A 23,618-nucleotide genomic window follows, 5' to 3' on the forward strand; every position below is an offset into this window, starting at 1 on the left:
TGGCGGCGGAAGCCGGCTACAGCACGTTCAGCAGGGCATGCAGTTGAGGAGAGTACCGGTCGCGCACGAGATTGAATTCGAAGTCGACGGCCGCCTTTTTCTGCACGGAGCCCATCCCGTCATGCCAGCGATACAGAGTGAGCACCTCGTTAATAAAATAAAAATCGATTCTGGCCAGATGAACTCTAAGCCAATATTCGTAGTCCTGCGTGCACGACAGCGCTTCGTTGAAGTACCCGATCCGTTCGGGAACGGAGCGGTGCATCATGACGGTGGAACCGTTGATCGGACAGAACGTGAACAACGCTTCGATCAGCTTCTTCAGGCTGGGAAATTTGACGGCGAGCGCGCTCATCGTAATTTGGTTGCCGGCGTCGATCAAATGGAAGTCGGTGCAGCTGATCGGAGCCTGGTGCTCTTCCATGAACGCAACCTGGCGGGCGATCTTGTGCGGGTACATGAGATCGTCCGAGCTGAGCCAGGCGAAATATTTGCCGCTTGCGATGCGAAGGCCGTAGTTCAGCGCGCTGCCTGTGCCTCCGTTGGCTTTGCCGATGTAACGGATGCGGGAACGGAACGGGTCGAGCTTATGCTGATGAAGCGTCGAGCCGTCGTCGATGACGATGATTTCAATATTGGGATACGTCTGGTTCAGCACGCTTGCGACCGATTGATCGATGTAGGGGCAATTGTAAAACGGGATAATGACGCTCACGAGCGGAAAAGGATCGTAAGTCATGAATCAGGCAACCTCCATCCTTCAGTCGGGTTAAGCAAAGCGGATGCTCTATCGTATGTGGACAGGGCGTCTGCCGCCACGACGCATGAACCGTGTCCGGCCGCCTATTTTCCTCCGTCTGTCCAAGCGGGGGACGGGTTGTCTCCATAAAATGGAGGAAAAAGGCAAAGGACTGAAAAGCCAATGCGTGTCGTCGTGACTGGGGGAGCGGGATTTATCGGGAGTCGTCTGGTCCGTGCGCTATTGGAACGGGGAGACGAGGCGATCGTGATCGACGATCTGAGCACCGGGAATGTCGGAAGGCTGCCCGCGGCGGTCGATCTTCATCGGATACATGCGGAAGACGCGGCAACGGCGAAACTGATTGCGGAAATCCGTCCTCAGGTCGTCTTTCATCTGGCGGCGCAGGTAGGGATGGGCACTTCGATCAGATGTCCGGCCGAGGACGGCAGGAGCAACGTAATCGGCACGCTGAGAGTGCTGGAAGGGTGCAGGGAAGCCGGAAGCAAGCTGGTATTTTCTTCGACGTCGGGGGTGTACGGGGATGCGGCGGGGGGCCGACCGCTCAGGGAAGCGAGTCCGAAGAAACCCAGCGCGCCTTACGGGCTGTCAAAGTGGGTGGCCGAGCAATACATTGAACATGCTGGAAAATGGTGGGGAACTCCGCACACGATTTTGCGATACGCCAACGTATACGGTCCGGGACAAGCAGCCCGGGGCGAGGGGGGAGTGGTGGCGTGTTTCATGGAGAGAATCGCGAGCGGGCAGCCGCTGGTCATTCACGGCGACGGGGAGCAGAGCCGGGATTTCGTTCACGTGGATGACGTTGTGAAGGCGAACATCGCCGCGATCGCCGAGGGCGACGGGGAGGCGTTTAACATCGGGACGGGAATCGCCACTTCGATTAACGGGCTGGCGGACCGCTGCGAGCGATTGGCCGCCGCCTCGTACGGCCGTCTCTACGAACCGGGACGAAGCGGCGATGCCAGAAGCAGCAGACTGTCGTCGCGCAAGGCGGCAGCCGTCCTGGGATGGAAGCCTGCCATATCGCTGGAGGAAGGACTGTCGCGTCTATTCGGGAGAAAGTGAAGGCGGGGTCTTGCGCCCCCGACTTCCCGGAATCAGATCGTCCATCTGAGCAGCAGGCCCGATTGGGTCAAGCCGGAGCCGAAGCCGTACAGCGCCACGAGCTGTCCGGGGCGCAGCCGGCCTTCTTTGCTTGCCGCGTCGAGCGCCAGCGGAATAGTTGCGGCCGACGTATTGCCGTTGTTTACGACGCTTTGCAGCGCTTTATCGGAGGAGATTTCCAGCCTTTCGCAGATGGCTTCGATCATGCGCAGATTGGCGCTGTGCGGCACGAACCAGTCGATATCCCCAACGCTCAGATCGGCCTGGTCGAGAAGATCGCGCACTCCGTCCGGGACGGTCGACAGCGCCCATTTGTACACTTCGCGTCCGTTCTGGACGATTTTTTCATGCGGATAGCAGTACACCTGCATGCCTCCGCTGCCGTCCGTCATCGCGTTGGAGGCGAGGAAAGCGCCCGATTCATCGGCTTCCACCAACACGGCTCCCGCGCCGTCTCCGAACAGAATGCAGGTGGAGCGATCCGTATAGTCGGTAATCTTCGTCAAGGTTTCGGCGCCGATGACGAGCACGGAACGGTATGATCCGCTCAGGATCAGACCGTTCGCCATCTGCAGAGCGGATACGAAGCCGGCGCAGGCGGCGCTAATATCGACGGCCATGCAGCGGGCGGCGCCGATCGCTTGCTGAACTTTGGAAGCGACCGACGGGAACGGCATATCGGGAGTCGTCGTCGCTACGATGATGCCGTCGATCCGCGAGGCGTCCACGGACGGATAACGGGCGAGCAGATCGCCAGCGGCGGCGATGGCCAGATCGCTCGTCGATTCGTCCGGCGCAGCCCGGTGACGGCGCTCAATGCCGGTTCTTCTGACGATCCATTCGTTGTCCGTATCCACCATTTTTTCCAGATCCGCGTTCGAAATGACTTCACCGGGTACATAACTTCCGATGGCGACAAGACGGGCTTTCGATTGAAACGATTGCGTCGTTGCGGCAGCCATTGCGCATTCCTCCGCTTCGTTTATTTTAGTATTAAGTATTAGTATCAGGTGCTAATATTGCAATCATACTTCCCGCCGACATCGCTGTCAAGGGAGACCGATCGAATAATCGAATAATCGAGTGCCTCCGGAAGCATCCTATGATCGGGCGGGAAACGAAAGCTGAGCAGTCCCGAGCATTCGATCAAGAAGGAGGCCATGCTGTCGTGCGCAAAGGCATTATGATTTCAACGACCGTGTTATTATCATCCGCAATCGCGCTGTCGGGATGCATGAATAAAACGGGGGATTTGGGCAATAAAAATATTCGCAACAACGCCGTTCGCCAGAACAACGCCGCCAGAGGGTACGGCGTCGACGAATTCGGCTTGCGTCCCCCGGTGAGACGTTTCGCCAACGACGAGGCGAACGAGCAGAACCGCATCAACGGCAACCAGCGCATCAACAACAATATCGTCGGCATGCACGGCAATACGCGGATGGAAGCAAGCGATCGGATCGCCAACAAGGTCGCGGCGATGCCCGGCATCGATTCGGCTTACGTGATGCTGACCGACCGCAACGCCTACGTGGCCGTGAAGGAAGACGACCGGGCGAACACCGGGCATACGGCGCTTAACGACGCCGTGAAGGACAAGATCGCGGATCAGGTCAAGTCGCTCTCTCCTTCTGTGGAGAACGTATACGTCTCCGCGAACCCCGATTTCATCGGCCGCATGGAAGGCTATGCCAACGACGTCAGGGCCGGCCATCCGATTCAAGGCTTCTTGACCGAGTTCAACGCTCTCGTCGAGCGGATTTTCCCGGAACGGTCCGGCACTCGAACTCGCTAACCCGCCCGCAAACGCCAACAGCCTGAGGCTCCGCAGTATCCGGAGCTTCGGGCTGTTTTTTTGGCAGGACGGCCGAATCATTTTCCAGAGCCCATTTTGCCCGACCTCCGCACCAGAGGAAAACCCCTTTCATATGATAAAGTTGACTGTATCCCTATACCTTGTATTCACAACATTCCCGGGCAAGGAGGGGTGACAAACGTTGAAGGGCAGCGACCATAAAAGCAAATTCCTACTCACCAATCGGGAACGCGAAGTCTTCGAACTGCTGGTACAGGACAAGACGACCCGCGACATTGCGCAGCAGTTGTTTATCAGCGAGAAAACGGTCAGAAACCATATCTCGAATGTTATGCAGAAGCTGAATGTCAAAGGTCGTTCGCAAGCGGTTGTCGAGCTTATTAAGCTCGGGGAGCTAAAGATTTAAAGCAGCAGGTGCACCTTTCATTGCCGCTGATCGATCGGCGCGGGCCTTCTTCTTCGTTCCCGAAAGGGAGCGGGGAGGAGGGCTTTTTGATGTCGTAATCCTGAAATGACCGCCATATCCTCTGACTGACGCACTCGGTTATTGGAGCTTGCTTGAATGGTCTCCACCAGAAGCGTCACTGAATAGACGACACGAGAGAATTTCTCTTCCATCTGCCGGCTCATCTCTTCCTGTAAAATCTTATCGTTCTGCAGCGGATCGAGGGGGAACAGCTTCTCCGACAGAATCACCCTGATTTTGAAGCGATAGTCGAATGTGAACCGTCCGTCCGCATGCACAAGTTGCGATAGGAAGCCGTATCGACCAGTTTCGTCAAATAGACGGGCAGCCTCGATTTGTCCTTCGGGTTGAAATGGACGAGTTTCGATACCGGACCGTCGACGAGAACGATGCGCACCGAAGAAGTGTTTTTCGGTTCCCGCAGGAACGGATCGAGCAGCGTGAACCAGCCTTTGCGGCGCATCAGCTTTTTGCCGATCAGGAGCAGCTGGGTTTTGCCGCCGGACGAGTAGGCCGTGAACGTTCGGTCGCTCTCGTCCCTGGCGGCTCGAAGCGAGTACGAGCGGGAGGTGCTGATTTCCGTTTTTATTTTCGCTTCAGCTTCATCCTCCCGATCCCCGCCATCCAATGAGTTCTTTTCCCTTGACGGCTGCCAGCAGCAGAATGGGGAACGCGAACATGCACCATTCGTTCATAATCGTCAGCACGATCTCGCTGCGGTCGGCTTCGTTCCAGGTCGGCTGATGGACGAAGACGAGCGCGACGAAGACGGCCAGGAAGGCGAAGGCGAACCGGGAGTGATCGGGCTTGCCGAACAAACGGCTGGCAGAATAGATCGCGGAGTAGCAGTACAGAATCCAGCATCTGGATACGATGAACAGGTACAGCGCGAGAAAAATCATGTCGAATCGTTCGAGGAACCTGAATTCGATCGTTTTGAGCAGATTCATCAAGGGCTGGTTAAGCATGCTGCTTATTCAGAGTTCGCCACCGGCTGGGAAATTATTCTGTTCTCGGCGAAACCCTGCGAAGAGCCAAGGTTCAATCGTACAAGCACATCTCGTCCTTCTTCATATATTGAGGGGAAAGGAGGTGATGGCCATGGCGAACAAGGTGAATTCCTTGCAGACGTATCCGAGATTGACGGTGTACACCGAGGAGAATTTTCGCGGGCGCAGCGCGATCTATCGGGGCAACTTGGGCATTGCGAATCTGGATACGAGGCTTGGCGGCATCGAAAGCCTGAGATTTTTCTCCACGAGCAGCAACGCGACTCTGGTCTTGTTCACTCGTCCCAATTTCAGAGGCACTTTCCGCGTATTCCGCGGCAATAGAAGCATTGCCGATCTGGACGATATTATCGGCGGCAACGATGCGGAGTCGCTTATCTCGACGAATCAGCGGCTGACGCTGGCGCAAATTCGCGCGATCCGCGACAGCGGCAATCTGCCTCAAGGTTACAGAAGGCTCTGATGGCAGGTTGTGTCAATATTGTTACGCTGTGATACAAATCACATTCGATGCTTCCCTTCCGGTATATGATGAGCTTGTAAACGAGACGATACCGTCGAAGGGAGCAATAAACAATGAAAAAATGGGTATCTTTAAGCGCATTGCTGTTGGCCGCGATGTTGGTCGCATCCGGCTGCGGCGGGGGGGACAAGAAGGAATCCAGCCCGTCTCCGGCGGCCGCGCAAGCCGGAACGTCCGGCGGCGAGGCGAAGGCGTTCACGATCGACGCTACGAACTTCAAGTTCGAGCCGGGTGAAATTACCGTGAAGCAGGGCGACGAAGTGAGCATTACGCTCAAGAACAGCCAAGGCAATCATGCATTGAAGGTCGAAGGCTACGACAAAGAAGTCAAGGGCAACGCCACGGTGAAGTTCGTCGCCGACAAGACGGGCGAATTCAAGATCGTGTGCTCGATCTTCTGCGGCAAAGGCCATGACGATATGATCAGCAAGCTGATCGTGCAATAACGCCCTCTGAAGGGCCGAACCATAAGCAATCCGCCGGGAAGACGCGGTTCGCTTGCGGTGCGGCCCTTTTCTTAACGATTCGGAAAGTATAAAATTCGCTATCCTTATCCGAATCGTCTCCGACAAAACGCATTCATCGTCCAGAGGACGCCGAAGGCGTTTTTGCTTGCGCGCGAAAACGGTGTAACAAATCGTCCACAATAGACGGCCTTCCAGTGACAATTATCACAGTCCGCTAGGCCGGAAGTCCTTACAATGAAGACAACTTGAAATCAGGAGGAATCGGAATGCGCGATGATCGATCGGTGTCGAAGCCGCACGAAGGCCATTCGGAGCCGGAGAAGAAAGAGCAATCGCTCAAAGGAGCTTTCGCCTCCGTCATGATCCTTGGGGCGTTCTTGGCCATTACCTGGATCGGGGTATTCATTTTGTTCGTCGCACGCGACTAGAAGGGGGAAGAAATCAATATGCATATGCATCGACTAGAGAAAATATGGCTGACCGCGGGCGTGTCCATGCTGGTCGTATTTCTGCTCGTGCTGGGAATTATGACGTTCGGAAGGGGCATCGCCCCGCCCAACGAGCACATTCACCGCATTGATCCGACGAAGGTGAGCGAGACGCCGCCGTTCGACAAGCCTCAGATCACGAAGATCGGAGACAACGTGTACAAGGCGGTCATGGTCGCCTACGCCTTCGGCTACGACCCGATTCCGATGGAGGTTCCCGCCGGAGCGACGGTCCACTTCGAAATTACGTCTTCCGACGTCGTCCACGGCTTCGAGATTCCGGGAACGAACGTCAACGTCATGGTGACGCCCGGAGAAGTCAGCCACGTGTCCCATACGTTCGACAAGCCCGGCGAGTACTTGATTCTCTGCAACGAGTATTGCGGGATCGCCCACGAAATGATGAAAACCACCCTCGTGGTGAAATAGGAGGACGCGTCCCATGACTGATTCCAAACTATCGACATTCGACCGCAAGGACGGGCAGCTGGTCATCGCCCACGTCTTGTTCGCGTTCGCGGCGCTGCTGCTCGGCGGCATTGCGGGCATGCTGCAAGGGATGGTGAAGGGCGGCACGATCACCTTGCCGGCCAACATCGGCTATTACGAGCTGCTGACGGCTCACGGCGTGCTGATGGCGCTTATTTTCACGACCTACTTTATCGTAGGATTCTTATACTCCGGCGTCTCGCAGACGCTTGGCGGACGGCTATTGCCGTTGACGAAGAGGCTCGGCTGGATCGGATATTGGCTCATGTCCATCGGCACGCTGATCGGCGTCGTCGTCATTCTGCTGGGCAAAGCGAGCGTTCTGTATACGTTCTATGCGCCGATGAAAGCTTCTCCGTGGTTCTACGTTGCGCTCGCGCTCGTCGTCATCGGCAGCTGGCTGAGCGGGTTCGGCATTTTCTACCAGTACGTCCAATGGAGAAAAACGAACAAAGGCAAGCTGTCCCCGCTGTTCGCGTTCATGTCCGTCATTACGATGCTGCTCTGGCAGATCGCGACGATCGGCGTAGCGATCGAAGTCGTCGTGCAGCTCATTCCGTGGTCGTTCGGATGGGTGGAGACGGTCAACGTCGTGCTGAGCAGAACGCTGTTCTGGTTCTTCGGCCATCCGCTCGTCTACTTCTGGCTGCTGCCGGCCTACATGTGCTGGTACGTCATCATTCCGAAGATCATCGGCGGGAAAATATTCAGCGACGCGCTGGCCCGCATGTCGTTCGTGCTGTTCCTGCTGTTCTCGATTCCGGTCGGCTTCCACCATCAGCTCATGGAACCGGGGATCAGCCACTTCTGGAAATATCTCCAGGTCGTGCTGACGTTCATGGTCGTTATTCCGTCGCTGATGACCGCGTTCTCGCTGTTCGCTACATTCGAGCTGAACGGGCGCTCCAAAGGCACGAAAGGGCTGTTCGGCTGGGTGAAAGTGCTGCCTTGGAAAGACGTTCGCTTCTTCGCGCCGTTCATGGGCATGCTGATCTTCATTCCGGCCGGCGCGGGCGGCTTGATCAACGCGAGCAACCAGATGAACGCCGTCGTCCATAACACGCTGTGGGTAACCGGACACTTCCATCTGACCGTGGCAACGAGCGTCGCGCTGACCTTCTTCGGCATCGTCTACTGGCTCATTCCGGTCGTGACGGGACGCGTGCTTACGCCGCGCCTGAACAAGCTGGGCATTATCCAGACGGTCATCTGGTGCGTCGGCATGTTCTTCATGTCGGGTTCGATGCACACCGTAGGACTGCTCGGCTCGCCGAGACGCACCGCTTACAGCACGTACGACGATCATCCTGACGCCATCATGTGGATCCCTTACCACGTGGCGATGGCCATCGGAGGCATCATTCTGTTCGCCGGCGTGCTGCTCATCATCTATAACATTATCGCCTTGATGCGCGCTCCCAAGGGGGAGACCGAGTATCCGATCGGCGAAGTGTCCGACGCTTCGGAGCCGACTCCTCGTTTCCTGGAAAACTGGAAGCTGTGGATCGCGCTGACCGTCATCCTGATCGTGATCGCCTATACGATTCCGGTTATCGATCAGATCAACAATCCGACTCCGGGCTCTCCGGGATACGTGACCTGGTAATTGGGCTTTAATTTTTTGGGCAAGGCCCGTCTGCGGGCGCCTTAAGCGGCGCTCGGGGCGGGCTTATTGCCATATGCGGCCGTTCGCTGAAACAAATTCGCCTTCGGCCTCGTTAGAAGGGAAAACAGGAATTCGAAGGGGGATTTGCCGCAATGAAGAAAATCATCGTGATATTAGGGGCGGCTGCGTTGTTAATCAGCGGCTGCGGTTCGCGAGAAGGCGGGGAAGGGGCGCAGCCCGACGCTTCCCAGACCGAAGCTCCCTTGGCGGCGGGGACGCTGCTGGCGGAAGCGAGGGAAGGGGATTTCGTGCTTCAGCTGGAGACGGAGAAGGCGCGTTACCGGAAGGGCGAGCCCGTGAAGCTCAAGGCGCGATTGAAATACGACGGTCCGCTGCCCGAAGTGACGATCGGCCATGCCTTTTCTCCGATTTCGTTCCCGATCCGGGAGACGACCCGCGGCATCGAGATCGCTTACCCGATGCCGATGCCCTTGATCCGGACGACGCTTAAGCAGGGAGAGTGGTTCGAAGAAGCGTATTCCAAGGCGGGCGGTTACGGAGATCAGGACCCCGATAAGGATTTCTTGAAGCAGTTTCTATCGGGGGATGGGTTCCCGGAAGGCCGTTACGAGATTGCCGCGAGCGCCGGGTTCGAGCTTTACGAAGGGGCGCCGGATGCGCTCGGCACGAAAGAAGTCGATTACGGGATTCGCACGGAAAAAATCCGCATCGACGTGGAGTAAGAGGATTTTCGGAGTTTTCGTCGAACAACAAGGGGAGGTAAAATATTCCTAAGTTGTTCCGAGGAGGAAAATTCGACATGTCCGACACGCATTCGAATCAGCCCGATCTGCATAAGAAAGAAGCGAACGAAGAGGCGGAGAGCCAGACGGCCGCCGCGGCGAGTCCGGCTCCTGCCGCCGCCGCTCCCGCGTCCCCGCTTGCGGCGGTGGATGGGCAGAAGCTGCTGGCGCTGCTCCGAAATCCGTCCGCGGCGCAGAAGCTGCAGCCGCAGACGGAATGGATCTACGGGGCGATAGGCGCCGCCGCGGGCGTCATCGGGTTCGTGCTCTGGAATTGGCTGTTCCTGGAGGCGGTCAAAGCCAAGCTGGGCCTTTTCCAAGCGTTTGGCAGCTTGTTCATAACCGGGGTGCTCGGCATCGCCTCGCCAGGCAAATTTCTGCTGCTCGGCCTGTTCTCCATCGCGCTGTTGATCGGTTCGCTTACGCTGGTCGGCAACTGGCAGGGCGCCCGCAAGCGCGATTGGCGGGAAGCCGTCGCCCATCTGGGCGGCACGCAATTGGCGTTCGGGGCTGGCTGGCTCGTCTCCGGGCTGCTGGCGTTCGTGTCCCTGCAGTTGTCGACGTTGGTCGGCGCCTTCTTGCTGCTGGTCAATCTCGTGCTGCTCGTCGGTCAAGCGGAGCATGCGCACGAAGTGGGACGAGAGCACAGATTCCTGTATATCGTCTATTCGCTGGCCGCGTACTTGCTGCTGCTGTACCTCGTCTTTTCTATTCTGGCGTAACGAGATCAAGAGGGTGGGGCTGTCTCACAAGCGGGGGTGTTCGCTTGCTGAGACAGCTTCTTCATTTTTTTCGGGGCAGCCCGATTCGAATGGTCGTCGTTCCGTTCTCCGGGCAGTAGCGGATGCTTAACGCGCCCTGGTAGAATTGAACCCGTTCCTGCACGATGGCCAGCCCGAGACCGGAATGGCCGCTCTTCTTCGTCGTATATCCGGGCATCGTCATCATGCGCAGCTCCTCGTCGGTCAAAGCGCGTCCCCGGTTGCTGACCTCCAGCGCGAGCGTGTCGCCTTCGCTGCCGATCGTCAGGCGAACGTCCCGGCTGCCCGAAGGAAGCCGCTCGCTTTCCTCGAACGCGTTGTCGACGAGGTTGCCCATAATTTTCACGAGGTCGATCATTTTGACGAAAGCTTCGATCTCCAGACGGGCCGGAATATCGCAAGCGAACGGGATATCCCTCGCCTTCGCCTGCCCGGTCTTGCCGATGACGAACGCGGCCAGCGCCGGGGAGGAATGATCGAACACCGGGGCGACGGCGTGGGCTTCTTTGGCCAACTCGTCCATGTAGCTTTTGAGCTGTTGAATTTTGTTCATCTGCAGCATGGACGACATCACCTGCATATGGTTCAGGAAATCGTGCCGATGGCCGCGAATGACGGTGAACATCTGCCCGATCTCCTCCGCGTAGACGTCGCGGGTTTGCACGATCGCTTCCTCCCGAATGCGGACGAACAGGCGCAGCATGTAGAAGATCGAGCAGAAGGTCAGCAGCACGAGCGCATAGACGGTCCAGTTGTACGGGGCTTCGGAGAAGCCGCGCTTGCCCTTCTCCATGCCGATGGAGAACAGCAGGCCAAGCACGAAGAGCTGCACGATCGTCAGCAGCAGCACCTCCTTCATTCGGGATTGTTGGATATCCAGCAAATACTGGTATAATCGATGAAGGAAGGGGAAGCTGCGCTTCTCCAAGTAGAACGCCAACAGACCGAGAGCGACTCCGAGCGGAACGTATACCGAATGAAGAACGGCCGGGTAATGGGCGATGACGTCCTTGCGGTCGGTCATCCCGTGCAGAACCTGGATCAGCGCTCCTCCGACGATGTCCGTCAGGAAGCTGACCGCGGTATAGGTTACGAAAAGCAGCAGCACGCTTCTGGCGCCGAGCTTCCTGAAGACGGCGTACAGAGCGGCCAGCGCGATGCAGGTCGAAGTCAGAGCGTGAACCGGCGCCGACACGAACCAGTAGTCGAGATCGCCGAGGATCGAGCTCGCGACGGCGAACAGGACGAGCTTGCGGGCATGGCGGCTCGGCCCGAGGCCGGCAACCGCGAAGACGAGCCAAATGCGAACGAGAGCCTGAGGGATGGACAGGCCGATGACGAGCTGTAGGTAGGAAAGCAGCATACCGGCAGAAATCCTCCTTAAGACTGTCGAATAACGTCGATTGTGGTCGACCTATGTCGATATGCCTATTGTACTACTTTGCCGTTCGTTGGCAAGCGATGGAAGCGATCTCTATTCAGATTTTATATGTGCTTAACATTGGAGCGGAAGGAGCCGGGGGATGTCCAGAAACGACAATCATCCGAACGAGCCGACGAAGCATGAGCTGCTTCTGCAATACATTCGCGATCTGCCGATCGGCACGAAAATACCGGTGCGCCAGATGGCCAAAGACAAGGAAGTATCCGAAGGAACGGCCTACCGGGCGCTGAAGGAAGCCGAGCAGCTCGGGCTTGTCAGCACGAAGGAGCGGATCGGCACCGTCCGCGTGGACAAGAAGAGGCGCGGGAACCCCGAGCAGCTCACGTTCGCCGAAGTGCTGGAGATCGTGCAGGGCAGTCTGCTCGGCGGAGAGGCGGGCTTGGACAAGACGCTGCACAAGTTCGTCATCGGCGCGATGGAGATCGGCGAGATGGCCGGCTATATCGACGCGGGCAGCCTGCTGATCGTCGGCAACCGGGAGAACGCGCACCGGATCGCGCTCCAGCAGGGAGCGGGAGTTCTCGTGACGGGGGGATTCGGGACGAGCGAGGAAGTGAGGAAGCTGGCCAACGAGAGGAAGCTGCCGATTCTCACTTGCCGGCACGATACGTTTACCGTCGCTTCGATGATCAACCGGGCGATGTACGACCAGCTTATCAAGCGCAAAATCATGATCATCGCCGACTTGATGGAGCCCTCGGCCCGGAGCGGGGCGCTGAAGATGTCTTCCACCGTCGCCGACTTCGTGAAGCTGAGCGAGCAGACGGGAAGCAGCCGCTTTCCCGTCACGGACGAGTGGAACCGCGTTGTCGGCATGATTACGTTCAAGGACGTCTCCGGCTCTCCGACGAATCAGACGCTCGACAAGCTGATGACGAGAAGGCCGATGACGGTTACGCTGAACACGCCGGTTGCGTCCGCCGCCCATCGGATGGTGTCGGAAGGCATTGAACTGCTGCCCGTCGTGGACCGGCAGCGGAAGCTGGTCGGCGCGATCAATCGGGGCGAGGTGCTGCGCGCGATGCAGTTCGCGAACCGCCCGGCCCATCTGGGCGAGACGTTCGACGCGCTCATGTGGGGGGGCTTCGCGGAGCAGCGGGACGCGGAGAACAGGCTCCAGTATACGGGACTGGCCACGCCGCAAATGTCGGGGCCGATCGGCACGATCTCCGAAGGCGTGCTGACGTCGCTCATGCAGCAGGCGGCCAGCCGGGCCGTCGAGGAGCTGAGAAGAAGGGAACACGTGCTGGATAACATGACGACGTACTTCCTGCGCACCGTGCCGGTGGACGCGAGCATCTCGATCGTTCCCCGGATCATCGAGGCGAGCAGAAGGTACGTGAAGGTGGAGGTGGAGGCGATGCTGGACGGCGACGTCGTCGCCAAAGCGATGCTGACCGCCCAGACGATCGATCCGTCTTGATTCGCCGGTTTACTGGCGCATCAGTCGGGAGAAGTGGGAATGGTTGCGCAGGCCCGCGAACAGATTGAACAGGCCGAGCAGGAGGAACACGGCGCCGACCACGACTCTTACGGAAGAGCCGGGGAACATGAACATCTGAATGATGGCGATGAAGATCAGCATCAGCCCCATGCTGATGTTCATTCGCGAAGCGTACAGGCCGCGAAGGCGCCCGTCGCTTGTGCGGCGGGAACGGACGCTGTACAGCGCGGAGAACAGGACCGTGACGACGACCAGTATTCCGAATAACCATTGAAGCACGTTGACCATGTCGAAGAAGCAGCTCCTTTTGAACGTTGCGATGCGGGCATGAGTAAGCGAGTCGGAATCACCCGCGTAAACGTCACCCCCGCCGGCCCCGCGGACAGCGCAAGCCGTTTATGCATGTATTGTACCATAAAATAGGCGCATCTTCCGATACGCCCGGGCGGGGAGAGCGGCTATTTGCCGATCAAGTGCTTCTTGGCTTCGACCCACACCTGAAGCACGCCGTCGACGACAAGCATCGTGCGGATCGTCACATCGTAGTCCTGGCCTTCGATCTGGTCGTACACCTTCGAATTGAGCAGCTTCCTCGCGAAGGTGGAGTCGGTGTTGATCATGTAGATGCTTCGACCGATGAAGATGTCCAGATCCTCCTTCAGCCGCTTCTTAAGCTCCTTTTCCGTCAAAATATCGATCGCTTCCGCGTCGCTCGGCTCGTGAATGAAGATGGTCACGATGCTGCGTATGACGTTTTCCTTCCGTACCTGATGCGCCATCTCCAAATCTTTTCGCAACGAGTCGACTTGATCCTTGAGCTCGTAGTTTTGCAGAATGATCTGGTCGACGATATTGTTCTTGAGCGCGCTGTAGACGGCGCTGCCCACGATCATGCCGCACACGAAGAACGCCGTAACCTGCATGAACTTCTGGAACCGGTCGAACGAGGGGACCCGCATGGCCGCTCGTCACCCCCCGTTGTTGTGCAGCCATTGAATGAGCTCGACGCCCATGTGCGCGCCGAGGAAAGCGAACAGGATGTACCCGATCTGCTGCATGGCGGGGGAGAGGTAGCCGACCAGCACGTGGGACTCGATGACCCGGATCGGATCGATCGTGCCGCCCACGGCGGCGACGAGCGCCCATATTTTCAGGTTGCTGGCTACCTGCAGCATCTTTTCCTTGGGCGGAGTGAACAGGAATACCGACCCCATTCCCGCCAGCAGCGCCCCTCCGAGCACGACCCCGAACGCGATGAAGAAGCTGAAAGCCGCTTTCGTGAAAAACTCGTCCATGTCCATCCCCCTAAGCGCGTCCGCACGCGGCGATTCGCGGTTGATTCTTCTCTATCATATCTATGGGACTGGCCCGGCCGCTTATGATACAATAATAATCATGAAGGTTCGAACGTGTGTTTGGGAGAGAACCGACTTCGGAAAAAGAGGGGGATCATCATGTGCGATTTCGTCCACCTTCACGTTCATAGTGAGTACAGCCTGCTGGACGGCGCCGCCCGGATCAAGGAGATGGCGGCCAAGGCGGCGGAGCTCGGCATGACCTCGCTGGCCTTGACAGACCATGGCGTGATGTACGGCGCCGTTCCTTTCTATAAGGCGTGCCTGGAGCGCGGCATCAAGCCGATCATCGGCATGGAGGCCTACATCACGGCCGGCTCCAGGCACGACAAGCAGTCGCGCAAGGAGCAGCCGACCTATCATTTGACGCTGCTGGCGAAGAACGAGACGGGCTACCGCAACCTGATGAAGCTGACGACGATCGGCCATCTGGAAGGCTTCTATTATCGGCCGCGCATCGATTTCGAAGCGCTGTCGGCCCATGCCGAGGGCGTTATCTGCCTGAGCGGCTGCATGAGCAGCGAGCTGTCCAAGCGGCTGGAGGCCGACGACTACGACGCGGCGAAGGAACTGGCGCTGCGCTACCGCGCGCTGTTCGGGGAAAACTATTACCTGGAGATCCAGGACCACGGCATTCTCGAGCAGAAGAAGATTACCGTCGGGGTCATCCGGCTGTCGGAGGAATTGGGCATTCCGCTCGTCGCGACCAACGACTCGCACTATATTTGCGAAGAGGATCATTCCTTGCAGGACGTGCTGCTGTGCATCGGCACGGGCAAGACGATGGACGACCCGGAACGGTTCAAGATCGCGACCGATCAACTGTATATGAAGAGCGGCGAAGAGATGTCGGCGCTGTTCCGGCACGTGCCGGAGGCGCTCGCCAACACGGTCCGAATCGCCGAGAGCTGCACACTGGAGCTGGAGTTCGGGCGGCATATTCTGCCCGAATTTGCTCCGCTGCCGGAAGGCAAGACGGCTGGGCGGTATTTGGCCGAGCTGTGCGATCGCGGCCTGCGGGCGCGTTACGAGGGGACGTCCGAATGGGCGGACGCGGCTTTCCGCGCCGCGGCGGAGGAACGGCTCGGCTACGAGCTGCGCGTTATCGGGGAGATGGGGTTCGACGATTATTTCCTGGTCGTATGGGACTTCATCCGGTTCGCGCACGAGAACGGCATCGTCACCGGGCCGGGGCGCGGTTCGGCGGCGGGCAGCCTCGTGGCGTACGCCCTGAACATTACCGACGTCGACCCGCTGAGGCACAAGCTGTTGTTCGAGCGGTTTCTGAACCCGGAGCGCGTGACGATGCCCGACATCGACATCGATTTCAGCGACGAGCGGAGAGACGAGGTCATCCGCTACGTCGTCGAGAAGTACGGGGCGGAGCACGTCGCGCAGATCATTACGTTCGGAACGCTGGCCGCCCGGGCGGCCGTCCGGGACGTCGGCCGCGTCATGAACTTGCCGTACGGGGACGTAGACAAGGCCGCCAAGCTCATTCCCGGCATGCCGGGAATGTCGATCGAGCGGGCGATGCGCGAGAGCTCGGAGTTCAAGGCGCTGGCGGAAGGAGCCGGCGAGGCGAGCCGCTTGATCGCGATGGCTCGCAGGGTGGAGGGGATGCCCCGCCACGCCTCCACGCACGCGGCCGGCGTCGTCATCTCCTCCGACCCTCTGACGGACTATGTGCCGCTGCAGGAGGGCACGGGAGGCGTGCCGCTGACGCAGTATTCGATGGAGCACCTCGAAGCGGTCGGCCTGCTGAAGATGGATTTCCTCGGGCTGCGGACGCTGTCGATCATCGAGAGGTCGCTCGCGTCGATCCGCGAGCAGACCGGACGGGAGCTGCGCTGGCAGGACGTGCCTTACGACGATCCGGCGACCTACGAGCTGATGGGCCGCGGGGAGACGACGGGCATCTTCCAGCTCGAGTCCACGGGCATGCGCCGCGTGCTCAAGGAGATGAAGCCGTCCTCGTTCGAGGACATCGTCTCCGCGGTCGCGCTGTACCGGCCCGGTCCGATGGAGTTCATTCCGCAGTTTATCCGCGCCAAGCACGGCTTGGTGGAGGTGGAGTATCCCCACCCCAACCTGAAGGAGATTCTCGCCGATACGTACGGCATTATCGTCTATCAGGAACAGATCATGCAGATCGCCTCGGTGATGGCCGGATTTTCTCTGGGTCAGGCGGATTTGCTGAGGCGAGCCGTCGGCAAGAAGAAGCGGGAGGTGCTGGACGAGCAGCGGAAGCATTTCGTTGCGGGCAGCCTGAAGCTGGGATACAGCGAGCAGGAAGCGAACGGCGTATACGATCTGATCGTCCGGTTCGCCGATTACGGCTTCTGCCGCGCGCACGCCGCCGCCTACGCGGTGCTTGCCTTCCAGACCGCTTATCTGAAAGCCCACTACCCGGTCGCCTTCATGGCTTCGATGCTGACGGCGGTCGTCGGCAACCAGAGGAAGACGGCGGAATACGTGGACGAATGCCGCAGAATGGGCATTGCCGTGCTTAAGCCCGACGTGAACGAGAGCGGCGTGCTGTTTACCCCGGTCGCCTTCGGCGAGGGGGGCGGCGCGATCCGCTTCGGGCTCGCGGGCGTGAAGAACGTCGGCACGCAGGCGATCGAGAGCATTATGCGCGAGCGGGGGGAGAGACCCTACGAGAGCTTGAGCGACTTCTGCCGCCGCGTCGACCCGCGCGCGTGCAACAAGCGCGTCATCGAGTCGCTCGTGCAGGCGGGAGCGCTCGAGTCGATGCCGGGTCACCGCGCCCAGCAGCTCGCCGCGCTCGAGCCGACGGTCGCGGCCGCGGCGCTCTGGCGCAAGGAGCGGGAGGAGCTGCAGATCGAGCTGTTCGACTTCGAGGAGACGCCGAACTGGAACGTAGAGCTGCCGGCCGTTCCGGCCTATTCGCAGACGCAGATGCTGGAGCTGGAGCGGGATCTGATGGGGCTCTACCTGTCCGGTCACCCGCTGGACGCTTACGATGAGCTGATGGAGGAGCTGAAGGTCGAGCGGCTCGTCGATATCGCCGAGCTGCCGGACGGGGCGACGGCGTTCACGGCGGGCATGATCGTCTCGATGAAGCCGTTCGTCACGCGCAAGGGCCAGGCGATGGCGTTCCTGGAGATCGAAGACCGGATCATGGGGACGGAGCTGGTCGCCTTCCCGTCCGCATGGGCCAAGGCGTCCTCCTTCGTCAAGAAAGGCTCGCTCGTCTTCGTGCGGGCCAAGGTGCAGCACGGGGACGAAGATTACAAGCTGCTGGCGGACGACATCCTGCCGCTGGACGCCGACGACTTGAAGGCCCAGGCGGAGAGGCTGCGGCGGCTCTCTTCCGGCGGGAGAAGCGGCGGCGCGGGAGGGGGCGGCTACTCCGGCAGAGGCGGCGACAGAGCGGCGCCTGCCGGGGCGGCCGCGAGCAAGCCGGCATCGGGAACCGCGGCCTCCTCGGCGAGAGCCAGGGCCGTGTCCGAGGCCGCTCCTGCTCCTGCTGCGGCTGCATCGGCGGCCTTGGAGCAGCAGCGCGTCTACATTCTCATCGACGCGGAGCACGAGAAGCCCGCGACGCTCATCCGCCTCAAGCTGCTGCTGAAGGCGCATCCCGGCAAGCTGCCGACGATTCTTCGCTACGAGAAGGATCGCCGCACGGTAGCCTTGAGCGATGAATATTACGTCGATCCGAAACCCGCGCTTGTCGAGGAGTTGGAGCAATTGCTGGGGAAAGACAGAGTAAGAGTCAAGTAACGTCAACGCATACCCTACAATTTATACCCCGATGGAGGAATCGACGTGGCATTATTTCAGAGCAGTTTCTTTTCCGAATCGTTGGAAATTTCGGCTTCCATGAACGTAATCATCCCGCAAGGGGAGAAGCGCAGACCGCTGAAGACGCTGTATTTGCTGCACGGCTTGTCGGACGACCATACGACCTGGTGCCGGAGAACGTCGATCGAGCGTTACGCGGAAGAGTACGGGCTCGCCGTCGTCATGCCGGCCGTCAACCGCAGCTTCTATGCGGACATGGCGCACGGAGCGAAGTATTGGACGTTCGTCAGCGAGGAGCTTCCGCGCCTGGCGCGTTCGTTCTTCCCGCTGTCGGAGCGCAGGGAGGACAACTTCGCGGCAGGGCTTTCGATGGGCGGGTACGGCGCGTTTAAGCTCGGCCTCTCGCATCCGGACCGTTATGCGGCCGTAGCCAGCCTCTCCGGCGCCGTGGACGTGAACCGTCTCGTCGCGGAAGACTTCGGAGGAGACATTCGCAACATCGTCGGAGATCCGGCTTCCGTACCGGGCTCGTCCATCGATCTGTTCGCTTTGGCGGAGCGGGTCGCGGGCCGGCCGGGCGCTCCGCTTCTCTATCAATGCTGCGGCACGGAGGATTTCCTGTACGAGGACAACGTGCGCTTCCGCGAGCATTGCCGAGGGCTCGGGCTTCCGCTCACCTACGAGGAAGAGCCGGGAACCCACGAATGGGGCTACTGGGATCTTAAAATCCGGAGAGTGCTGAGCTGGCTCCCTCTGCAAGCTGATTGACCGACAATCGGCTTTCTTTTGCGGGCGCGTAGCCTCGGACTGCCGCTTCTCGGTTGCTAGTCTTGCGGAATCTGTGCTATGATTTCCATATTGCCTGTCTTCGTTTTTCATTGAACGATTAAGAAATTGGGGGTACCGCATCATGTGGACGGTCATCTACATCGCGCCGACCGCTAAGATCGCCGACAGAATTCAGAAGCGACTTACCGATGAAGGGTTTCTCGTACAAGTACGCCCCATAAACCTAACGAAACCGCAATATGAAATATTGGTTCCATCCGGCGAGGTGCGGGAAGTGCAAGAGGTATTAGGAAGCATTCTGCACCTGTAATCCAGTACGATACCCATAGAGGTTGTTCGAACGGTCCGGCATCCGGGCTTCTCGAACGCGGGCCCCGTCATTTATCGCTTGTGAGGTGTCGCTGTGTTCAAGGATCTATTCCAGAAGAAAAAATACGCCGTCGTTCCGTCGGAACGCACGAAGAGGGACATTCCCGAAGGGCTCATGAACCGCTGCCCCAAATGCGGTCAAATCCAGCTCAGCAAAGAGCTGGAGAAAAACTTGAAGGTGTGCTCCGGCTGCGGGCATCACTATCGGTTGAACGCCTGGGAGCGCATCGCGATGACGCTCGATGAGGGGCGTCTTTTTGAGATTGACGAAAACCTGGTCTCCGAAGACCCGCTCGACTTTCCGGGCTACGCCTCCAAGCTGGAGCAGCAGAAGGCGAATTCCGGGCTGAAGGACGCCGTCGTCACCGGTGAAGGCGAAATCGGCGGCTTCCCGGTCGTTATCGGGGTTATGAGCTTCGATTTCTTCAGCGGAAGCATGGGCTCCGTCGTCGGCGAGAAAGTGACCCGCGCCATTGAGAGAGCCACCGAGAAGAAGCTGCCGCTTGTTCTCTTCTCCACGTCGGGCGGCGCCCGGATGCAGGAGAGCATTCTCAGCTTGATGCAGATGGCCAAGACAAGCGCCGCGCTCGCCAAGTTCCATGAGCAGGGCGGCTTGTTCATCTCCGTGTTCACGGATCCGACGCTGGGCGGCGTGTCCGCAAGCTTCGCCAGCCTCGGCGACTACATTCTGGCCGAGCCGGGAGCGATCGTCGGCTTCGCCGGACGCATCGTCATCGAGCAGACGATTCGCCAGAAGCTGCCGGACAACTTCCAGACGGCCGAGTTCAACCTGAAGCACGGCCAACTGGACAAGGTCGTTCCCCGCAAGGAAATGAAAGCCATATTGACCAAGCTTCTTGATATGCATGCTTGGAAAGGAGAGCCGGCCGATGTCCAGTGAACTGCCCTTTGAGAGGCCGCTCGCCGAATTGCGCAAGAAGATAGACGAGCTCAAGCATTTCGGCGCCGAGAAACAGATCGACTTCTCGGACGAGATCGCGAGGCTCGAAGAGCGTTACAAGCAGCTCGAGTCGGAGGTTTATGGCGGAATGAGCGCGGCCCAGATCATGCACATGGCCCGTCATCACCAGCGCCCGACGTCTCTGGATTATATTTCATTGATCTTCACCGATTTTGTCGAACTGCACGGGGATCGGGTATTTGCGGACGATCTTGCGATCGTCGGAGGTCTGGCCAAGCTGAACGGCATGCCGGTAACGGTCGTCGGGCACCAGCGGGGCAAGGATACGAAGGACAACATCCAGCGGTTTTTCGGCAGCCCGCACCCCGAAGGCTTCCGCAAAGCGCTTCGCTTCATGCAGCAGGCGAATAAGTTCGGACGCCCGATCATCACGCTTATCGACACGAAGGGCGCCTATCCCGGCGATACCGCGGAGGAACGCAACCAATCGGAGGCGATCGCCCGCAATCTTCTCGAGATGGCGAATTTTGGCGTGCCGATCGTCTGCGTCGTCATCGGCGAAGGCGGCAGCGGCGGCGCGCTCGCGCTCGGCGTGGGCAACCGCGTGCTGATGCTGGAGAACGCGATCTATTCGGTCATTTCCCCGAACGGAGCCGCTTCGATTCTGTGGAAGGACGCGTCCAAGGCCGACCAGGCCGCGGAAGCGATGAAAATTACGGCGAAAGATTTGCTGGAGTTCGGCGTCATCGAAGAGATCATACCGGAGCCGCAAGGCGGGGCTCACCGGGACAAGGCCGCTCAGGCCGAGTCGATCAAAGAGGCGCTGTGGCGCAATCTGCAAGAGCTGGGCAAGCTGTCGCCGGACGAACTGAGGGAAGACCGGTATCGGAAGTTCCGCAAAGTCGGACGCTTCGGTACCGCAGAGCTGGAATAGCTCTCCATATATGCAACCTGGATAGATAACGGAGGAAAAAGAAATCATGCGTAAAACGAAAATCGTCTGTACGATCGGACCATCCAGCGAATCGCTGGAAAATACGAAGAAGCTCATCGCCGCCGGCATGAACGTCGCCCGGCTGAACTTCTCGCACGGAGACTACGAAGAGCATGGCAACCGGATCAAGGCCATTCGCCAAGCTTCCCAGGAACTGAACAAGACCGTCGCCATCCTTCTCGACACCAAGGGACCGGAAATTCGCCTCGGCAAGCTGAAGGAAGAGCCGATCGAGCTCGTTCAAGGCGAGTACATCACCTTGACGACGGAAGAAATTCTCGGCGACATCACCCGCGTTCCGGTAACGTACAAGGATCTGCCGTCCGACGTCAGCGTCGGCTCGACGATTCTGATCGACGACGGCCTGATCGGCCTCACGGTCATTGACATTCAAGGCACCGAGATCAAGTGCCAGATCGTCAACAGCGGCCAGATCAAGAGCAAGAAAGGCGTTAACGTTCCGGGAGTGGCGATCTCCATGCCGGGTCTGACGGAGAAGGACATCAGCGACATCAAGTTCGGCATCGAAGTCGGTGTCGATTTCATCGCCGCATCTTTCGTGCGCCGCGCCAGCGACGTGCTCGAAATCCGCGAATTGCTGGAGCGTCACGACGCACGCCACATTCACATCATCTCCAAGATCGAGAACCAGCAAGGCGTCGACAACCTCGACGAGATTTTGGAAGTGTCCGACGGTCTGATGGTTGCCCGCGGCGACCTCGGCGTCGAGATTCCGGCCGAAGAAGTGCCGCTCGTTCAGAAGCTCATGATCGAGAAGTGCAACCGCGTCGGCAAGCCGGTCATTACCGCTACGCAAATGCTCGATTCCATGCAGCGCAACCCTCGTCCGACGCGCGCGGAAGCTTCCGACGTCGCCAACGCGATCTTCGACGGCACCGACGCGATCATGCTGTCCGGCGAGACGGCGGCCGGCAAATATCCGGTCGAATCCGTAGAGACGATGGCCCGCATCGCGGAGAGCGCGGAGTCCGCGCTGCACTACCGCGAAATTTTCACGAAGCAAGCGAACGCTCAGCAGACTTCCGTAACCGAGGCGATCAGCCAGGCGGTAGCCAACTCCGCGCTTGATCTCGAGGCGAAAGCGATCGTTACTTCGACGGAGAGCGGCTATACGGCTCGCATGGTTTCCAAATACAAGCCGAAATCCCCGATTATCGCCGTGACGCCGGTGGAGCAAGTGCTTCGCCGCCTGCAGCTCGTCTGGGGCGTCATTCCGGTTAAAGGCGTGTCCGCGTCCACGACGGACGAGATGTTCGAGATCGCTGTGCAGGGCGTGCTGGACAGCGGCATCGTCCGCCTCGGCGACACGATCGTCATTACGGCGGGCGTGCCGGTAGGCCGTTCCGGAACGACGAACCTGATCAAGATCCACAACGTCGGCGAACTGATCGCCAAAGGACAAGGCATCGGCTCCCAAAGCACGACCGGCCAAATCGTCATCGCGAATTCTCCGGAAGAAGCGAACAGCAAGATGACGTCCGGCGCCATTCTGGTCGCTCCTTCGACGGACAAGGAGTATATGCCGGCATTCGAGAAGGCGGCTGCTGTCATTACGGAGTGCGGAGGCATTACGTGCCACGCGGCTGTCGTAGGCCTTAACCTGGGCATTCCGGTTATCGTCGGCGTGGACAACGCGACGAAGCTGCTGGAAGACGGCATGGAAGTTACGCTGTACGCCGAGCACGGCGTCATTTACTCCGGCCAAGCGAAAGTCATGTAATTAACGGAACGGGTATATAAAAATCCCTGCGGCCTTGCCGCGGGGATTTTTGTCCCCATATCAGCGTATATAATCACTCTTCTATTTCAGAAAATTTGTTAAGGTAAGCTTATATTATGGAGGCAACGTACAAAAGCATATTCAAGAGAACTGGCGAGGCGATTGGGCAAGTCCAATGTGGCAATATGGAACACCCAATGTGTAATACCCAAGATTGTAGTGCGGCTGTAGAGATCCGGCACCGGAGTTTATCGTTCTCCGCCTGTTTTGCCGCTATCCCGTCCACTCAGTTTGTCTGCACGACATTTTGAATACGTGCGTAGCGCCTTTTCCTCTTTTGCGGGTATCCCGTCCACTCAGTTTGTCTGCACGACATTTTGAATACGTGCGTAGCGCTTTTTTGGAGTGCTACGATAAAAATGCAGTCGAAAAACACCCTCGTATGAAATAAAATGAAAGCTAACGAGGGAGCGAACGAAAATGAATCGATACGACA

Annotated in this window: 25 protein-coding genes; 17 read left to right on the plus strand and 8 right to left on the minus strand. The window is 58.8% G+C overall.

Features of this window, described 5'->3' with window-relative positions; all coding sequences use genetic code 11:
* Window positions 1–16: 16 nt before the first annotated feature.
* Complete coding sequence (locus B0G52_RS30995; protein WP_094050300.1) at window positions 17–739, minus strand: glycosyltransferase family 2 protein; 723 nt, start codon at window positions 737–739, stop codon at window positions 17–19.
* 183 nt (window positions 740–922) lie between these two features.
* Between B0G52_RS30995 and B0G52_RS31000 the strand changes: the two genes are divergently transcribed.
* Window positions 923–1,828, plus strand: coding sequence for an NAD-dependent epimerase/dehydratase family protein (locus B0G52_RS31000; protein ID WP_094050301.1), 906 nt, complete (start codon window positions 923–925; stop codon window positions 1,826–1,828).
* A 32-nt stretch (window positions 1,829–1,860) separates the two neighbouring features.
* Here B0G52_RS31000 and B0G52_RS31005 read toward each other — a convergent pair whose 3' ends face one another.
* Entirely contained in the window at window positions 1,861–2,829 is a 969-nt protein-coding gene (locus B0G52_RS31005; RefSeq protein WP_094050302.1) for a ketoacyl-ACP synthase III, read from the minus strand.
* A gap of 206 nt (window positions 2,830–3,035) precedes the next feature.
* Here B0G52_RS31005 and B0G52_RS31010 point away from each other — a divergent pair, with 206 nt between their 5' ends.
* Both B0G52_RS31010 and B0G52_RS31015 read left to right on the plus strand, forming a co-directional pair.
* Window positions 3,036–3,662, plus strand: a complete 627-nt coding sequence (locus B0G52_RS31010; RefSeq protein ID WP_158223964.1) for a YhcN/YlaJ family sporulation lipoprotein — start codon at window positions 3,036–3,038, stop codon at window positions 3,660–3,662.
* A gap of 202 nt (window positions 3,663–3,864) precedes the next feature.
* Window positions 3,865–4,089, plus strand: a complete 225-nt coding sequence (locus B0G52_RS31015) for a helix-turn-helix domain-containing protein (RefSeq protein WP_019422432.1) — start codon at window positions 3,865–3,867, stop codon at window positions 4,087–4,089.
* Window positions 4,090–4,375: 286 nt separating this feature from the next.
* Here B0G52_RS31015 and B0G52_RS31020 read toward each other — a convergent pair whose 3' ends face one another.
* Entirely contained in the window at window positions 4,376–4,777 is a 402-nt protein-coding gene (locus tag B0G52_RS31020; RefSeq protein WP_094050304.1) for a Ger(x)C family spore germination protein, read from the minus strand.
* Window positions 4,752–5,099: a GerAB/ArcD/ProY family transporter gene (locus B0G52_RS31025; RefSeq protein ID WP_233163234.1), complete on the minus strand. Its 348-nt coding sequence runs from the start codon at window positions 5,097–5,099 to the stop codon at window positions 4,752–4,754. The genes B0G52_RS31020 and B0G52_RS31025 overlap by 26 nt, the downstream gene beginning before the upstream one ends.
* Before the next feature lie 151 nt (window positions 5,100–5,250).
* Between B0G52_RS31025 and B0G52_RS31030 the strand changes: the two genes are divergently transcribed.
* The 7 genes from B0G52_RS31030 to B0G52_RS31060 all read left to right on the plus strand — a co-directional run bounded on the left by B0G52_RS31030 (window position 5,251) and on the right by B0G52_RS31060 (window position 10,257).
* Entirely contained in the window at window positions 5,251–5,622 is a 372-nt protein-coding gene (locus tag B0G52_RS31030; RefSeq protein ID WP_094050306.1) for a hypothetical protein, read from the plus strand.
* A gap of 113 nt (window positions 5,623–5,735) precedes the next feature.
* Entirely contained in the window at window positions 5,736–6,128 is a 393-nt protein-coding gene (locus tag B0G52_RS31035; protein ID WP_094050307.1) for a cupredoxin domain-containing protein, read from the plus strand.
* Between the two features lie 287 nt (window positions 6,129–6,415).
* Window positions 6,416–6,577 (plus strand): cytochrome c oxidase subunit 2A, encoded by a 162-nt coding sequence (locus B0G52_RS31040; RefSeq protein WP_106359418.1) that lies wholly within the window; start codon window positions 6,416–6,418, stop codon window positions 6,575–6,577.
* Window positions 6,578–6,595: 18 nt separating this feature from the next.
* Window positions 6,596–7,066: a cytochrome c oxidase subunit II gene (locus B0G52_RS31045; protein ID WP_094050308.1), complete on the plus strand. Its 471-nt coding sequence runs from the start codon at window positions 6,596–6,598 to the stop codon at window positions 7,064–7,066.
* Window positions 7,067–7,079: 13 nt separating this feature from the next.
* A complete protein-coding gene (locus B0G52_RS31050; protein ID WP_094050309.1) occupies window positions 7,080–8,732 on the plus strand; it encodes a b(o/a)3-type cytochrome-c oxidase subunit 1 in 1,653 nt (550 codons plus the stop codon).
* Between the two features lie 152 nt (window positions 8,733–8,884).
* The gene (locus tag B0G52_RS31055; protein WP_094050310.1) at window positions 8,885–9,475 is read left to right on the plus strand and encodes a hypothetical protein; all 591 of its coding nucleotides are present in this window, start codon (window positions 8,885–8,887) and stop codon (window positions 9,473–9,475) included.
* A gap of 77 nt (window positions 9,476–9,552) precedes the next feature.
* A complete protein-coding gene (locus tag B0G52_RS31060) occupies window positions 9,553–10,257 on the plus strand; it encodes a hypothetical protein (protein WP_094050311.1) in 705 nt (234 codons plus the stop codon).
* 61 nt (window positions 10,258–10,318) lie between these two features.
* Here the strand turns inward: B0G52_RS31060 and B0G52_RS31065 are convergent, their stop codons facing one another.
* A complete protein-coding gene (locus tag B0G52_RS31065) occupies window positions 10,319–11,659 on the minus strand; it encodes a sensor histidine kinase (protein ID WP_094050312.1) in 1,341 nt (446 codons plus the stop codon).
* 160 nt (window positions 11,660–11,819) lie between these two features.
* Here B0G52_RS31065 and B0G52_RS31070 point away from each other — a divergent pair, with 160 nt between their 5' ends.
* The gene (locus B0G52_RS31070; RefSeq protein WP_094050313.1) at window positions 11,820–13,163 is read left to right on the plus strand and encodes a DRTGG domain-containing protein; all 1,344 of its coding nucleotides are present in this window, start codon (window positions 11,820–11,822) and stop codon (window positions 13,161–13,163) included.
* Between the two features lie 9 nt (window positions 13,164–13,172).
* Here the strand turns inward: B0G52_RS31070 and B0G52_RS31075 are convergent, their stop codons facing one another.
* The 3 genes from B0G52_RS31075 to B0G52_RS31085 all read right to left on the minus strand — a co-directional run bounded on the left by B0G52_RS31075 (window position 13,173) and on the right by B0G52_RS31085 (window position 14,479).
* Window positions 13,173–13,472, minus strand: a complete 300-nt coding sequence (locus B0G52_RS31075) for a YtpI family protein (RefSeq protein WP_094050314.1) — start codon at window positions 13,470–13,472, stop codon at window positions 13,173–13,175.
* Window positions 13,473–13,642: 170 nt separating this feature from the next.
* Complete coding sequence (locus tag B0G52_RS31080) at window positions 13,643–14,143, minus strand: sporulation membrane protein YtrI (RefSeq protein WP_094050315.1); 501 nt, start codon at window positions 14,141–14,143, stop codon at window positions 13,643–13,645.
* Window positions 14,144–14,152: 9 nt separating this feature from the next.
* Window positions 14,153–14,479 carry a YtrH family sporulation protein gene (locus B0G52_RS31085; RefSeq protein WP_094050316.1) on the minus strand — a complete coding sequence of 109 codons (327 nt, stop codon included), beginning with the start codon at window positions 14,477–14,479 and terminating at the stop codon, window positions 14,153–14,155.
* Between the two features lie 159 nt (window positions 14,480–14,638).
* Between B0G52_RS31085 and B0G52_RS31090 the strand changes: the two genes are divergently transcribed.
* The 6 genes from B0G52_RS31090 (at window position 14,639) to pyk (ending at window position 23,122) form a co-directional block, all read left to right on the plus strand.
* The gene (locus B0G52_RS31090) at window positions 14,639–18,286 is read left to right on the plus strand and encodes a DNA polymerase III subunit alpha (protein ID WP_094050317.1); all 3,648 of its coding nucleotides are present in this window, start codon (window positions 14,639–14,641) and stop codon (window positions 18,284–18,286) included.
* A gap of 45 nt (window positions 18,287–18,331) precedes the next feature.
* Window positions 18,332–19,075, plus strand: coding sequence for an alpha/beta hydrolase (locus B0G52_RS31095; RefSeq protein ID WP_094050318.1), 744 nt, complete (start codon window positions 18,332–18,334; stop codon window positions 19,073–19,075).
* A gap of 142 nt (window positions 19,076–19,217) precedes the next feature.
* Window positions 19,218–19,406, plus strand: a complete 189-nt coding sequence (locus tag B0G52_RS31100; RefSeq protein ID WP_094050319.1) for a glutamate decarboxylase — start codon at window positions 19,218–19,220, stop codon at window positions 19,404–19,406.
* 93 nt (window positions 19,407–19,499) lie between these two features.
* Window positions 19,500–20,366: an acetyl-CoA carboxylase, carboxyltransferase subunit beta gene (accD, locus tag B0G52_RS31105; RefSeq protein ID WP_094050320.1), complete on the plus strand. Its 867-nt coding sequence runs from the start codon at window positions 19,500–19,502 to the stop codon at window positions 20,364–20,366.
* Window positions 20,356–21,321 (plus strand): acetyl-CoA carboxylase carboxyltransferase subunit alpha, encoded by a 966-nt coding sequence (locus B0G52_RS31110; protein ID WP_094050321.1) that lies wholly within the window; start codon window positions 20,356–20,358, stop codon window positions 21,319–21,321. The genes accD and B0G52_RS31110 overlap by 11 nt, the downstream gene beginning before the upstream one ends.
* A gap of 46 nt (window positions 21,322–21,367) precedes the next feature.
* Entirely contained in the window at window positions 21,368–23,122 is a 1,755-nt protein-coding gene (pyk, locus tag B0G52_RS31115) for a pyruvate kinase (protein ID WP_094050322.1), read from the plus strand.
* The last annotated feature ends 496 nt before the right edge of the window (window positions 23,123–23,618 follow it).

Source organism: Cohnella sp. SGD-V74 (assembly GCF_003001675.1).
Lineage (GTDB): Bacteria > Bacillota > Bacilli > Paenibacillales > Paenibacillaceae > Cohnella.

What these genes read in the sequence shown, in the direction of transcription:
- B0G52_RS31025 (WP_233163234.1), bottom strand. Translation starts at nt 5,099, where the DNA reads ATGAATCTGCTCAAAACGATCGAATTCAGGTTCCTCGAACGATTCGAC.
- B0G52_RS31055 (WP_094050310.1), top strand. Translation starts at nt 8,885, where the DNA reads ATGAAGAAAATCATCGTGATATTAGGGGCGGCTGCGTTGTTAATCAGC.
- B0G52_RS31040 (WP_106359418.1), top strand. Translation starts at nt 6,416, where the DNA reads ATGCGCGATGATCGATCGGTGTCGAAGCCGCACGAAGGCCATTCGGAG.
- B0G52_RS31065 (WP_094050312.1), bottom strand. Translation starts at nt 11,659, where the DNA reads ATGCTGCTTTCCTACCTACAGCTCGTCATCGGCCTGTCCATCCCTCAG.
- B0G52_RS31075 (WP_094050314.1), bottom strand. Translation starts at nt 13,472, where the DNA reads ATGGTCAACGTGCTTCAATGGTTATTCGGAATACTGGTCGTCGTCACG.
- B0G52_RS31070 (WP_094050313.1), top strand. Translation starts at nt 11,820, where the DNA reads ATGTCCAGAAACGACAATCATCCGAACGAGCCGACGAAGCATGAGCTG.
- B0G52_RS31050 (WP_094050309.1), top strand. Translation starts at nt 7,080, where the DNA reads ATGACTGATTCCAAACTATCGACATTCGACCGCAAGGACGGGCAGCTG.
- B0G52_RS31035 (WP_094050307.1), top strand. Translation starts at nt 5,736, where the DNA reads ATGAAAAAATGGGTATCTTTAAGCGCATTGCTGTTGGCCGCGATGTTG.
- B0G52_RS31005 (WP_094050302.1), bottom strand. Translation starts at nt 2,829, where the DNA reads ATGGCTGCCGCAACGACGCAATCGTTTCAATCGAAAGCCCGTCTTGTC.
- B0G52_RS31100 (WP_094050319.1), top strand. Translation starts at nt 19,218, where the DNA reads ATGTGGACGGTCATCTACATCGCGCCGACCGCTAAGATCGCCGACAGA.
- B0G52_RS31030 (WP_094050306.1), top strand. Translation starts at nt 5,251, where the DNA reads ATGGCGAACAAGGTGAATTCCTTGCAGACGTATCCGAGATTGACGGTG.
- pyk (WP_094050322.1), top strand. Translation starts at nt 21,368, where the DNA reads ATGCGTAAAACGAAAATCGTCTGTACGATCGGACCATCCAGCGAATCG.
- B0G52_RS31080 (WP_094050315.1), bottom strand. Translation starts at nt 14,143, where the DNA reads ATGCGGGTCCCCTCGTTCGACCGGTTCCAGAAGTTCATGCAGGTTACG.
- B0G52_RS31110 (WP_094050321.1), top strand. Translation starts at nt 20,356, where the DNA reads ATGTCCAGTGAACTGCCCTTTGAGAGGCCGCTCGCCGAATTGCGCAAG.
- B0G52_RS31045 (WP_094050308.1), top strand. Translation starts at nt 6,596, where the DNA reads ATGCATATGCATCGACTAGAGAAAATATGGCTGACCGCGGGCGTGTCC.
- B0G52_RS31085 (WP_094050316.1), bottom strand. Translation starts at nt 14,479, where the DNA reads ATGGACGAGTTTTTCACGAAAGCGGCTTTCAGCTTCTTCATCGCGTTC.
- B0G52_RS30995 (WP_094050300.1), bottom strand. Translation starts at nt 739, where the DNA reads ATGACTTACGATCCTTTTCCGCTCGTGAGCGTCATTATCCCGTTTTAC.
- B0G52_RS31090 (WP_094050317.1), top strand. Translation starts at nt 14,639, where the DNA reads ATGTGCGATTTCGTCCACCTTCACGTTCATAGTGAGTACAGCCTGCTG.
- B0G52_RS31060 (WP_094050311.1), top strand. Translation starts at nt 9,553, where the DNA reads ATGTCCGACACGCATTCGAATCAGCCCGATCTGCATAAGAAAGAAGCG.
- B0G52_RS31000 (WP_094050301.1), top strand. Translation starts at nt 923, where the DNA reads ATGCGTGTCGTCGTGACTGGGGGAGCGGGATTTATCGGGAGTCGTCTG.